Annotated in this window: 10 protein-coding genes; 1 reads left to right on the top strand and 9 read right to left on the bottom strand. The window is 44.9% G+C overall.

The genetic code is table 11. The annotated features are described in order from the left end of the window. Positions 1-210 precede the first annotated feature (210 nt). Positions 211-1,131, top strand: a complete 921-nt coding sequence (locus ACJROR_RS06380) for a LysR family transcriptional regulator (protein WP_406546375.1) — start codon at positions 211-213, stop codon at positions 1,129-1,131. Positions 1,132-1,297: 166 nt separating this feature from the next. Here ACJROR_RS06380 and ACJROR_RS06375 read toward each other — a convergent pair whose 3' ends face one another. The 9 genes from ACJROR_RS06375 to ACJROR_RS06335 all read right to left on the bottom strand — a co-directional run bounded on the left by ACJROR_RS06375 (position 1,298) and on the right by ACJROR_RS06335 (position 12,259). Beyond that, positions 1,298-4,459, bottom strand: a complete 3,162-nt coding sequence (locus ACJROR_RS06375) for a DUF3427 domain-containing protein (RefSeq protein ID WP_406546374.1) — start codon at positions 4,457-4,459, stop codon at positions 1,298-1,300. A gap of 128 nt (positions 4,460-4,587) precedes the next feature. Next, on the bottom strand, positions 4,588-6,147 hold the full coding sequence (locus ACJROR_RS06370; RefSeq protein WP_406546373.1) for a hypothetical protein: 1,560 nt from the start codon (positions 6,145-6,147) through the stop codon (positions 4,588-4,590). Positions 6,148-6,327: 180 nt separating this feature from the next. Further along, positions 6,328-7,191 (bottom strand): DUF3592 domain-containing protein, encoded by an 864-nt coding sequence (locus ACJROR_RS06365; protein WP_406546371.1) that lies wholly within the window; start codon positions 7,189-7,191, stop codon positions 6,328-6,330. Positions 7,192-7,448: 257 nt separating this feature from the next. Continuing rightward, entirely contained in the window at positions 7,449-8,303 is an 855-nt protein-coding gene (locus tag ACJROR_RS06360; protein ID WP_406546370.1) for a hypothetical protein, read from the bottom strand. Positions 8,304-8,307: 4 nt separating this feature from the next. Next, positions 8,308-8,928, bottom strand: a complete 621-nt coding sequence (locus ACJROR_RS06355) for a hypothetical protein (RefSeq protein ID WP_406546368.1) — start codon at positions 8,926-8,928, stop codon at positions 8,308-8,310. 133 nt (positions 8,929-9,061) lie between these two features. Then, the gene (locus ACJROR_RS06350) at positions 9,062-9,940 is read right to left on the bottom strand and encodes a hypothetical protein (RefSeq protein WP_406038792.1); all 879 of its coding nucleotides are present in this window, start codon (positions 9,938-9,940) and stop codon (positions 9,062-9,064) included. Between the two features lie 230 nt (positions 9,941-10,170). Further along, a complete protein-coding gene (locus ACJROR_RS06345) occupies positions 10,171-10,989 on the bottom strand; it encodes a DUF3592 domain-containing protein (protein ID WP_406038790.1) in 819 nt (272 codons plus the stop codon). A gap of 79 nt (positions 10,990-11,068) precedes the next feature. Further along, a complete protein-coding gene (locus tag ACJROR_RS06340; protein WP_406546367.1) occupies positions 11,069-11,878 on the bottom strand; it encodes a hypothetical protein in 810 nt (269 codons plus the stop codon). A 159-nt stretch (positions 11,879-12,037) separates the two neighbouring features. Continuing rightward, entirely contained in the window at positions 12,038-12,259 is a 222-nt protein-coding gene (locus ACJROR_RS06335) for a YdbC family protein (protein ID WP_406038786.1), read from the bottom strand. Positions 12,260-12,662 lie beyond the last annotated feature (403 nt).

Raw genomic sequence — 12,662 nt, 5'->3', positions numbered from 1 at the left:
CGGAGAACTCCTGATGCTTCAAGTACTTTTCCGAACCGCTTCCCTTTCCCGCTCTCCCTGTACTTCTAACTATAGAGGACTCATCGTATAATAGCAATTGATAAAAATTCATGGAGCATTATTCCATTTTGGAATACCTGAGGTACAGAAACGCCGGGGGTATTTAAAGGGTGAACCGGCAGAGAAAACAGTCAGGGAGAAACAGCTGATATGGATCTGAAACTTTTAAGGAATTTTCTTGCGGTGGCCCGTACCGGCAACATTACCAGGGCTGCCGGGATGGTATTTCTCTCTCAGTCCGCCCTTTCCAAGCAGATGAAGGAGCTGGAGGCTGAATTCGGCTGCGCGCTATTTGAGAGGATCGCCAGCGGCTTAAGGCTTACAGAAGAAGGCCTCCTGCTCCAGAAAAGAGCCGAGGACATCGTTTCCCTCGTGGACAAGACCAAACAGGAATTCAAGGACCTGGAAGATATTATGGGCGGGGATGTCCATGTGGGAGCACCGGAATCCTGTCATATGGATATCTTCGCCCGGGAGCTTTTCGCATTCCGAAAGAAGCATCCCGGACTCCGCTGCCATCTCATTAGCGGCATGACCGAACAGGTAACCGAGAAGATGGATCAGGGGCTCCTTGATTTTGTCATAATTTCCGGATTACCAGATACCGGGAAATACGACCGCATCCGTTACCCGGCTGACGACAGGTGGGGCATCGTAGCGCGGCGCGATCATCCTCTGGCCGCCCTTAATAAAATCACCATCGCGGATCTGCTGCCGTATAACGTCATCGTCTCAACCCAGGGGCTCTCAGAGGAAATATCCGGCTGGTGCGGCGAACGGGCAAAGGAGCTTAAGGTTACGGATACGGTCAATCTGGCCTACAACGGCTCCGTGTTTGTCAAAGAGCAGGTCGCCGTTATGTTATCGTACCAGGGACTGGTGAACACCAGCCCGGAAAACGGACTCACATGGATTCCGCTGTATCCGGAGCTTACCACCCCGTCATATCTCATCTGGCGAAAATATCAGAAATTCACCCCGATTGTCGGGAAGTTCCTGGAACATCTCTCAGAAGCATTCAAGAGGCTTAATGAGGCTTCTCATTTCCGCGATCCGGCAGCATCAGAGTAGGTTAAACATAATAAAATAGGCAAGAGTTTCTGGAATCATTCCTAAGGCACATTGAATTTATCAGAATACCAATAGTACAATATATCAACACATCATGGTTAAACCGAGTAATATTACACTTTTCTTCAAATCATAATCAGAAATTCTAACCTTATTACATTATAAGCTAACCAACCATCAATTTGCTGGTTGTTTTGATAAATTTTGAAGGTATGGGTTCTTCAAGCTGCCAGATAATATTTATAGGACGACTGCCATTATGTGATACATGTCTTGCTTTACCAAGAAAAGTATAGTTCTCTGTAAATGAAGAGATACTACTCGACTTTGATTCTCTTACAAAAAGAAGAATAATATTACCTTTACTTACATGATTTATATACCTCTTTCCCGTTGGAGAATCTATAGAAGTAGTACTTTGACTTTGCCAATGAAAAAGAGTTTCACTAATGGAATAATCGTGATAATTGGTAGAGGGCGAATATTCTTTATCAGATTTATTTAATGTTATCAAAAAGATATCAGTTTTGAATTTATCATAATATTTCACACCTTCTCGCATTGCATGGGGATTAAAATCATCAAAAGCAGCTAAAATCTGATCCCTTGAATTAGAGCAATACAAATCTAATGGTATATTAGAATCAGCAAGAACATTCTTGTCACCAAAGTCAATACGATTTAAATTAAACTTTAAAAGTTCAATAATTTCATTTAAAACAACCGAATTATTAACGAGGGATAAAAGTTTAGCAGATACATCACCATTATCAAAATCATTTCGTGTTAAATCCCAAAGAGTATAGCAAAACATCCTTAACATTCTAACTTCGGCAATATTAAGATTTCGCAACTTCTCTGTATCAAAGCCAGGCAAAGTATCAAGCAAAAATTTAATCCACCTTCTTGAATTTATTCCTGACATCCTATACCAGCACGATCCATCAATCAGATCATCAAAATCATTAAGTTTTCCAGCTTGAACAAGCATCCTGCTGAATGATAATTTCGATTTGTACAAAAGTTTAGGACTCATATGATAATGGTTAAGAAAATTAGTAAGGGTTAGTTCCTTAGCAGTATCATCTTCAAAGCTTAAAATCCTGGATATAATACCTTTATAATTGCTATATGACTGTCTAATGTTTGCAAGAACATATTCGGCCGCAATCTTTTCAAGTTTTATGTAACATCCTTTAGGTACAGAGGAAAAACCATTTTTGACTTCATCTGTAATTCCCTTTCTTGTTTTAGTCAAAAGCGCAAGAAACTTGTCCTCGAAATTATACTTCTTATTGGCTTGACCAATAAAATCAAGAACTGTAAGGCAATCTTTGCCATCTGAAAGTCTAAGACCACGTCCTAATTGTTGCAAAAATACTGTCAGCGATTCTGTGGGTCTCAAAAATAGAACAGTGTTAACTTCTGGAATGTCAACACCTTCATTGTAAATATCAACCACGAAAATAAATTTTAATTCACCACTTTGTAATAACACACGTGCATTACTTCTTTTTTCCTTGTCAGTATCACCTGTTAAAGATAATGAAGGAATATCATACTTATTAAAAAAATTGGACATGAATTCCGCATGTTCAACAGAAACGCAAAAACCAAGGCCCTTAACTTGAGACAGATCAGAAGTATAGTAATTAAGACTCTTTAATATCGCTTCAGCTCTTCTATTGGCAATTTCTGTTTTCATTGAAAAAATATTTGAAAGCTCTGTTCTATCATAACCGCCAGCTGCCCACTTAACATTACTCAAATCAACTTCATCTGTTATACCAAAATACTGAAATGGACATAAGAGACCCTTTTCAATTGCTTCAGGAAGTCTGATTTCAGCAGCTATACGATTATTAAAATATTGTAAAATATTTCCTCCATCCATACGCTCAGGTGTCGCCGTAAGTCCAAGCAAAACACGTGGTTTAAAATGATTTAGTAAATTTTGATATGAAGGTGCTGCTGCATGGTGAAATTCATCAACTATAATAAAATCATAAAAATCAGAGGCAATTTTCTCTGTCAACTTTTTTGAATTAAAGCTTTGGATAGAAACAAAGAGATAATTAAAACTTTCCGGAGTGTACATCCCTGTAAGAAGATCTCCAAAATTTGCATCCTTTAAAACTGCTCTAAAAGTGCCTACACTCTGTTTAAGAATTTCTTCACGATGGGCAACAAAAAGGAGTTTTGGTCTAATACTATCACGACTCTTCGCACAGAAATTACGGTAATCAAGAGCAGATATAATAGTTTTTCCAGTACCAGTTGCAGCAACTACTAAATTTCGGTAAAAACCGCGAACCTCTCTTTCTGCCTCTAATTTATCCAGAATTTCCTGCTGATAATAATATGGCTTTACATCAAAATTATACACCGCATCAGCAAATTTTGAACCTCTCTGCGAATTCCTTTCAGCCAGAAGAGATTCATTTAAGCGATTTTTATCTTCAGATGAATATGTCTCAAAAACATCTGAATTCCAATATATATCGAATGTTTCTTGAATTTTAGCAAAAGTATCCGGTAAATCTTTACGAGTTATCTTTAAATTCCATTCCAATCCGCTGGTTATTGCCTTGGAAGTAAGATTCGAAGAACCTATGTATGCTGTCGAATAGCCGGTATTACGATGAAAAACATAAGCTTTAGCATGCAAGCCAATATTTTTAGTTTCATAACAGATCTTAATTTCTGTATTTTCAAGCTGAGATAGTTCTTCGATTGCACGAGGTTCAGTAACTCCCATGTAGGAAGTAGTGATAATTCTTAATTTACCGCCCTTGTTATTGGTAAACTCCTTGAGTTGATCAATTATAAGTCGTATACCGGTCCATTTAATAAAAGACACTATCATGTCAATTCTATCTGATGAACGTATTTCTTTTTGAAGCTCGGTAAACACCTGCGGTTCATTTGAAGATCCTGTAAACAAACTAGACTCTACCAATGATGTTAACGGTCTTATTTCTTTAATTTTGCTAACTGAGGCAACATTATTCAGCCTTTTCTGAACTGACAAAAGTTGCTTTACCTTAGGATCTCCTTCCTCCGGAGTTAAAACACGGTAATCTAAAAAATTATCGCTGGTATACTTAACTATATCCTTAATAATACAATTAGCCAGATCAATTTTTGCCTGCAATCCGCCCTCGCAATTATTGAATCCCAATTCAAGCACATGAGCCAAATACCGCGACAAAATCCTTGAAGAATCATCATTGTCAATGTCTTTGGTGATTGAAAGCAGTTGATCATTATTTAATTCTCGAGCAATAAAACTATTAATGAGAGACTCATATAAACCATACTCTAACATACTGCCTCCTAAAAAAACTGATATTTTGCGTTTAATTGCTAATAATTAAAAAAAGGGATACTCCTAAAAAGCCCACTCTATTGTAAAGCGAAAAAACTCCGTCTCATGATAAGCCTTCCCTGAAAACTTCATGAGTACGTCTCCGGAGTAAAGTCCTCCAGAGGATCCGGGAGCGGTTCCGAGAAGTCCTGATAGCAAGCTTGCCCGTCAACACTGCTGGTATGGAGGTCGATATAGTTTTTGTCCATGTCGCGTCTGTCCGGATCTCGGGTGACGCCGAAGGGCTTCGCAGTCTGGAAAAGCCCTTCATCATTGAAGGCCTTTATAAATTTTTCGCCCCCGAGAATGAGCCCGAATGACAGCGCAAATACCACGAAAGCGACAAACCCCGCGAAAGCGACAAAACCCGGAATCATTGATGCTTTGCCTGCTCCAAACATTACGGTTAAGCTGTATGCCATCAGAAGTCCGGCAGCAAGAGCCGTCATGGAGGTCAGAAACAGGGAAATATTGCCCTTGAACAAATGACTGCTGCAAAAGAAATAGGTTTTCAGGCAGGTGAGATAAACCAGCGCCAGCATGGGCACGTAAAGCAGAAAGCCCAGAGCGGCCAGAAGCGCATAGCGGGGTTCCTGCCAGCAAAACATCAGGACGCCGTGTGAGAGCATCGTAAGCCCGGCATTGAAAATCCCGAAACCCAGCGCTGCCGAGTAGCTTTTGAAGGAGCTCCGGGGCACGTACAGCGCTGTTTTCCCGGTGCTGGCATTCATGACGGAAAGGTATGTTTTGTCATGATACCGGACGGGGATCAGCCAGACCGGAAAAAGAGCGCTTCTGATACTCCGGGGAGTTATGGCAAGAGCATTGGAATCGACATCATGGCACCGCCACCTGGTCAGGAGTCTTACGCACAGGTTCACGATCCTTTGTTTAACGCCCTTATAGTCAGGAGCTTTATTGGCTTTAAGGATCTCTGTTCCGGAGGTATCGCCGAGTTTGTCCCGGAGTCCGGCGCACCACGAACTGCTGAAGGCGCGGGCCTCTGCAAGATCCCAAGGCTCCAGACAAAGATTCCAGGGCCGATCCTTACCGGAGGGATCCCGGAGAGGCATGGATGCCAGCGCTTCCGGAAAACCTTTAAGGTTCAGGCTGTAATCCCCGACGAGATGGCGCCCGACGTGATGATTCCTTTGATTTTGGCTGTATTCGTGCAGCGAAAGCTCTCCCCTGACCTCGGCATCATAAACAAAGAAAGGGAGATACGCCCCGCGGATGTCAGCAGGAAGGATGCTTTTGGAAAAGTCATCCGGAATAAACGGGTGCTTTACGCAATACTCCCGGAACTTCTGGAAAAAGGCCTCCCGCCCCCTGGCAAAGGGGATCACGAGATCCGGGTTCAGGTCGTCTCCCCGCGGCCGCGGCCCCGTAATGGCGGCGCCGCAGAAGGGACAGGATTCGGTGAATGCCCGCACGGCAGCGGAAACAGTCCCGCCGCAGTCCGGACAGATCCAGTCCTGAGGCCGGGGCGCGGCGTTTTGCGGGGAACCGCCGTTATTCCGGCGGGCGCTGTCATACCCCTCAATATCATATGAAGCATTGCAGTGAGGACAGACCAGGATCCCTTCCGCAATGCTGAATACCAGATTGTCAGAGCAGGCGGGACATTTGCAGGATTCCGCGGCGTTCATTTGTTCTCCTATGTGTTCCATATGTGTTCATGTTCCGAGAGTCTGGGGCGGGGGCTCCAGCTTTCTTGCAGATCTCATGATTCTCCCGTTCTTTTCAGGTTTTTGCCGGGCTGCCGGATGCCAGTCAATCATACCGCCTCCCGCCATCTCCGGAAAAAGCCATCACCTGAAAAACCACCCTCAGCTGAACTCCTCCAGGCCCTCAAACTGATGGGGGATTTCCCTGATAAAGTACCTGTTGTTTTTGGGATTCTCGGGATCCATCAGGTAAACTCTGAAGTCTTTACTATCATTTGCCGGTTCTCCTTCAGGCTTTTTTCCCGACCACTTCCCCTGAAAAAACAGATCCGCGCCGTCAGCCATGGCATACCGGTAAAGAGGAGCGTATTCCTTATAGGTACGCTTTTTGGTTCTTTTTGTTTTCATCTCATAACGGGAGCTTTCCCGCACCGGAAGATAAAGATCTCTGTCCAGAACATCCTGGCATTTCCGGCCCGATCTGTACGCTGCCAGGGCTTCCCAAAACACCAGAACACTGATGAACAGCACAAACACCCCGGGAAACCTATCAAAAAGCATCGTCACAAGATCCATATCAACGTAAGCAAGCTGGGGATTAGCCTTGGAATATTTAACCTTGAGACTGGAGCCATCACCGCCGTAACTTACGCTTCCGCTGAAATTGAATTCCGTGCCGTCATCTGAAACAGCATGGACGGAATAGCGGGTCTCTGTAGTCGTAGTGGTACGTCTATGGTGTCCATGGTGGCTGTGATTATGCCATTTGTGTTTAACTGTGCGGGATGACTGATCCGTCACCGTGGCCTCGGTTTCGGCATAATTTCCGGTAACTCTGGAGAACTGAACAGCATAAACATCAAAAAACACCCAGACATGTACAATGAAAAGCACTGATCCCAGAAAAAGCAGGAACCAGGATAAGGAAGCGGAAGTGTCGCAGTAAGTCACATCGGTGAAGGGAGAGACGCCCCGGGAGGCCAGTTCCCTTGCCAGTTCCTCTTCGCTGCTGATACGGTATGTCATAACGCTTCTCCTCTGAAAACCGGCATTCATGATGGCTATGAAAGAGCCGGCATTTGTACTGTTAAGAACCGGAAAACAAGACTCCGGTATAAATAAGGGAACCGGATCCGGAATATGGCTTTTATCGGAGCTTTCCCGATGCAGATGCCGGGATGACTGCCCCCATCTTCAGCCGGTCTCCCTCCGCCGCAGGAAAGACGGCGAATCTGCAGAAATCCTTCAGACCATCATCCCCTGAATCATCACACTCCGGAGCCTCATACCACCGAATCCGCTCTGCTCTGGCGGGGTATTTCTTTGATAAAATACCTATTGTCATTGAAATCCTCGGGATCCATCATATAAACTCGGAACTCTGTATGGTGATTCGCCAGCTCTCCCTTAGGCTTATTTCGCGACCACAGTCCCTGAAAACGAAGCTCCGTGCCATCAGGCATGGCATACCGAAAAACAGGAGCATACCGGACACGGTCATAATCACAGCCGTCATAAACATCGCGGCGAGTTATTTTTTCCTCATAACTGTAGGTCGCCAGCACGGGTAGATAAAGACCTCTTGCCACAACCGTCTGACACTTCCGGTTCCATCTGAGACAGTCCCGGTTCTTGCTGAACTCCAAAAAGGTCATCATGACTACAGCTGCAAATAATAGCAGCAGAAACGCCGCTTTTGGACTGTCAATTAAAATATAGAGAATTAAAAAAAACGCCGCCAGGAAAAGGTGAAAATAAGGGAAGCGAATTGAAATATGGCTGTTTCTCACCTCAGTGAAGGCAGAGACGCCCCGGGAAGCCAGTTCCCTTGCCAGTTCCTCTTCGCTTTTGATGCGGCATGTCTTAACCTGACGGGGTATTTTTTCGATGAAGTACTCATTATTTTCGGGATCCTCGGGATCCAGCATGTAAACTCTGAAGTCTGCATGATCATTCGCCACCGCTCCCCTGGGCTTAGTTCGCGACCACATTCCCTGAAAAAGAAGCTCCGTGCCGTCAGGCATGGCATACCGGTAAACAGGAGCATATTCGTTAGGTTCACTCTCTGTCTTTTCCTCATAATTGTCGATTTCCCGCACGGGAAGATAAAGACCTCTTGCCGCAGCCTTCTTGCTCATCCGGTTACATATGAACAACGGATACATTATCGAAAAGGCCAGTCTGGCAAAAAAAAGCAAAAGGAAGCAGCACCCACAATCCTGGATATCTGTCTCCTAACATAGGCCAAAAACCAGCATCAACGTAGGAAAAAACAGGATGGCTCTTCGAATATTTAACCCTTATCCTGGAGCCCTTGCTGTGATCTATCCACTCTCCTGAAAAATGGAATTCTGTGCCGTCATCTGCAACTGCGTTAACAGAATGCACAATCGATACACTCGGACTGCAATTGTGGTTGACAGTATCACATGTGTGTTTTACCGCGCGGGATGACGATGATACCACCGTGGCCTCGGTTTCGGCATAATTTCCGGTAATTCTGGAAAGCTGAACAGCGTAAATATCCCAAAAAAAGAAAATATGGAAAAATAAAAACACCCCTGGCAGAACGAACAAAATAAGCCAATCCAAGCCGGTACAAAGTTCCCAGAAGGAAGTGTGTCCTTCATTCACATCAGTGAAGGGAGAGACGCACCGGGAATCCAGTTCCCTTGCCAGTTCCTCTTCGCTTCTGATGCTGTTTATCCTATCCCCCCGCCGCCGTTTTTGCCGTCGGCGGTTGCTGCCAAAGCTGAATATCATAACCATTTCCTTAAAACTTAAAAACCGGCATTACAGGACAGCTTATTAAAAACTGGCAAATGCAACTTCCGACCCAGCTGAAACTGTTCAGAGTCAAAAAACAAGCCCCTGGATCCTCATACCTGCCAGATCCTCATACCCCCGGATCCGCTCTGACCTTACGGGGGATTTCTTTGATGAAGTACTCATTGTTATCGGGATCCTCAGGATCCATCATGTAAACCCGGAATTCTTTATCCTCATTCGCCGCTTCTCCATCCGGCCACTCGCAGCTCCACTTTCCCTGAAAAAGAAGCTCCGTGCCGTCAGGCATGGCATACCGGAAAATGGGGGCGTATTCCTTATGGGGACCGCTATGGGAACGATTATGCGAGTGCCTGCGGGAGTACGTACTGGTTTGCACGGTTCTTTCCTCGCAATGGGAGGTTTCCAGCACGGGAAGATAAAGACCTCTTGCCACAGCCATCAGGCATTTCCGGTTCTGTCTGAACGCTGCATATGTTCCAAAAAAAGTCAAAACGGCAAAGATCAGTATGACCAATCCAAAAGACCGGTCAGAGGGCATATGAAAAAAATCAGCAGCTACATAATAATTCCGGGGCTCGCTCTTCGAATATTTAATTATAATTTTGCCGCCCTTGCCGCCGTAATTATGAGTTCCGCTAAAAATGAATTCAGCGCCGTCATCTGAAACGGCCTTTGTCTGATAGCGCGTCTCTTTAGTGGTGGTGGTACGACCGTGCTTTCTATGATGTCTGTGTGTCACGACCTCAGATGACTGGCTCACCACAGTGGCCTCGGTTTCGGCATAATTTCCGGTAAATCTGGAAAACTGAACAGCGTAAATATCAGAAAAAGCCGCCGCATGAATCAGCAGTAATAACACCGCCGCCGCAGCAAGGACGCCGCATAACAAATAGGAAGGGCCGCCTGACACATCGGTAAAGCGCGACACTCCCCGGGAAGCCAGTTCCCTTGCCAGATCTTCTTTGCTTCTGATTATGTATGCCATAGACACTTCCTCATAAAAAACGGCCTTTCGGGATGGCTTATGAAAAAGCCGGGAACAGCGACCATTCAGAGCAGAAAGCAACACTCCGGGACAGGCAGCCGGAACCGGGAAATGGCTTTTCTCGCCGCATTCCCGGTTTAGCTTCCGAGATGCCATCCGCCGCTCCTCCGCCATCAGGGGAAAGACTGCGAATCAGCAGAAAACATTCAGGCCATCATAACCCTTCATACTTAACGGGGAATTGATTTGATGAAATAGGTATTGTTATCGGGATTCTCAGGCTCCATCATGTAAACTCTGAAATCTTTATAATCATTCGCAGGTTCTCCTTCAGGCATCTCGCGCGTCCACATGCCCTGAAAAAGAAGATCCGGGCCGTCAGGCATGGCATACCGGTAAACAGGGGCATATTGCTTATGCGGGCGGGAATGCTTGTGTCGTACTGTTCTGACCTCATAACGGGAGGTTTCCCGCACGGGGAGATAAAGATCTCCTTCAGCAATCTCCCGGCATTTCCGATTCCATCTGAACCCGAGATACGATACCCCAATGGGCGCGCCAAAGAGACCCAGCATGATAAATCCGCCTAAAAGATCAGAAAAACTCCAAGGCGCATCAACATAGGCATGTCGGGGATTGGCCTTCGAATATTTAACTTTGATTTTGAAGCCCTTGCCGCCGTAATCAGAAGTTCCTTTAAAAATGAATTCAGTGCCGTCATCAGAAACGGCATATGTAGTATAGTGCGTCGTTGACGACTTAGTGGAATGGCCGCGCTTGCGATGATGATCGTGTACCCTTGAATGGGATGATTGGCTCACCACTGTAGCCTCGGTTTCGGCATAATTTCCGGTAAATCTGGAAAGCTGAACAGCGTAAAAATCAAAAAACACTGCAATATAGACAATTAAAACTATCGCCGCTATCAAAAGAGGAAAAACACATGGGAAATAGGATGGCTCGCCGTCTACCACTTTGGTGAAGGGGGACACTCCCCGGGAAGCCAGTTCATCTGCCAGATCCTCTTCGCTGCTGATTATGTATGTCATACCCATCCTCGCGCGCATAAAAACAGGCATTCCGGATGGCTTACCGGAAGAGCCTGGGATTGTGATTTATATAAGAGCTTCATACTTGACGGCGAATTGATTTGATATAGTATGTATTGTTTTTATGATTATCAGGATTAATCATATAAACTCTGAACTCTTTATAATCATTCTCAGATTCTCCTTCAGGCTTACTGAGCGTCCACATACCCCGAAAATGAATACTCGCGCCGTTAGGAAAGGTATACTGGTAAACAGAGGCATATACCTCATGGGAACTATGGTTATGGAATACTGTTCTGACCTCATAACGAGAGGTTTTCCGCACAGGCAGATAAAGCTCGCGGCGCATCTGGCGCCATCTGAACAAGCCATGCAATGACCAAAAGAATATGCCATATAAAACAAGCATGACAAGTCCGTATAAAATTTTATAATGAAAGCTAACATCGGTATAGGCGAAAACGGGATGATTCTTCCAATAATTAATTCTGATTTTACTGCCCTTGCTTCTGCCGTAATCAATTCCGTTAAAATTGAATTCTATGCCGTCATCTGAAACGGCCTTTGTATAGCACCGAATCGTTTTCCGCTTAACATAACGACGCTGGTTCCAATCATATTCTTTGCTTGTCACTACCTCTGATAACACGCTCACCACAGTGGCCTCGGTTTCGGCATAATTTCCGGTAAACCTGGAAAGCTGAACAGCGTAAAAATCAAAAAACATTGCAAGATTTAAAATTAAACTCAACGCCGCAAAGACAAAATAATGAAAACACGCGTGGAACCATGATGGCGGTCCGCCTACCACTTCGGTGAAGGAAGATACTCCCCGGGAAGCAAGTTCAATTGCCAGATCCTTTTCACTGCTGAGTCTGTGTCTCATACCCCATCCTCGCGCACATAAAAACAGGCATTCCGGATGGCTTCAACCGAAAGTGCCTGGGATTGTGACAGTCATAAGAGCTGCGGTTCTCCGGGAGAACAGAGTATTGTTTCCGGCAAGCCCCCGGAAACAGGCCTTACTGACTGATAAGCCGCTAAATCAGCCGGCAATTTTTGCCAGTACATCTTTGAGAGCAGTTACCTCCTCTGCGGTCAGAGTAACGCCCTTTCCCATCTTTTCATGCTCCGGAGCCCAGTCCCGGATGTCATACTTCGGAGCGGCGTCATTCCAGGAGATAAGATTCACCTCCTTGCGCCAGCCCTTTTTATTTTCAGAAAGAACCCCGATGTGCTCTTTAATCTCGTATTTGATATCAGCCATAAAAACCCCTGATTATTAATAACAAGCCGAGAAACGGCAATGGAAATCATATATCCTCATATGTCCGTATTTACCGGAAGCATGCATTCTCGTCCCTTGAAAACTTATCCCATTGCATTCTGGCTGTAAAGAATCTCGGCAATAAACTTATGAAAACAAGGTAACAGGTCACAAAATATTCTGAAATACAGATAATTTTACGCCTTTAGATTATTTTGAAAAATCGCCCTGCAAAAACCGCCCCTGAGATCCCTTGCCCTTGGCTCCCTGCTGAAAATCGTAACCGGAGCTAAAATCTGCGCCTCTTCCTGATATTATCCTGAAAAGCCCAGATTTTCAAGAACGCCTATAAAAATTAGTCTTTCAGAAACGCGGAAAGATTGCATTTTTCCATAGTTCCCCA

The sequence above is a fragment of the Succinimonas sp. genome, from assembly GCF_045225735.1.
Classification (GTDB): Bacteria; Pseudomonadota; Gammaproteobacteria; order Enterobacterales; family Succinivibrionaceae; genus Succinimonas.
Note: the sequence above shows the minus strand (reverse complement) of the source record. Positions and strands in the feature narration are given on the sequence as shown.

Excerpts from the sequence above, each read along its gene's own strand:
- ACJROR_RS06355 (WP_406546368.1), bottom strand. The coding sequence starts at position 8,928 with ATGATATTCAGCTTTGGCAGCAACCGCCGACGGCAAAAACGGCGGCGG.
- ACJROR_RS06370 (WP_406546373.1), bottom strand. The coding sequence starts at position 6,147 with ATGAACGCCGCGGAATCCTGCAAATGTCCCGCCTGCTCTGACAATCTG.
- ACJROR_RS06360 (WP_406546370.1), bottom strand. The coding sequence starts at position 8,303 with ATGAGCAAGAAGGCTGCGGCAAGAGGTCTTTATCTTCCCGTGCGGGAA.
- ACJROR_RS06340 (WP_406546367.1), bottom strand. The coding sequence starts at position 11,878 with ATGAGACACAGACTCAGCAGTGAAAAGGATCTGGCAATTGAACTTGCT.
- ACJROR_RS06335 (WP_406038786.1), bottom strand. The coding sequence starts at position 12,259 with ATGGCTGATATCAAATACGAGATTAAAGAGCACATCGGGGTTCTTTCT.
- ACJROR_RS06365 (WP_406546371.1), bottom strand. The coding sequence starts at position 7,191 with ATGACATACCGTATCAGCAGCGAAGAGGAACTGGCAAGGGAACTGGCC.
- ACJROR_RS06380 (WP_406546375.1), top strand. The coding sequence starts at position 211 with ATGGATCTGAAACTTTTAAGGAATTTTCTTGCGGTGGCCCGTACCGGC.
- ACJROR_RS06345 (WP_406038790.1), bottom strand. The coding sequence starts at position 10,989 with ATGACATACATAATCAGCAGCGAAGAGGATCTGGCAGATGAACTGGCT.
- ACJROR_RS06350 (WP_406038792.1), bottom strand. The coding sequence starts at position 9,940 with ATGGCATACATAATCAGAAGCAAAGAAGATCTGGCAAGGGAACTGGCT.
- ACJROR_RS06375 (WP_406546374.1), bottom strand. The coding sequence starts at position 4,459 with ATGTTAGAGTATGGTTTATATGAGTCTCTCATTAATAGTTTTATTGCT.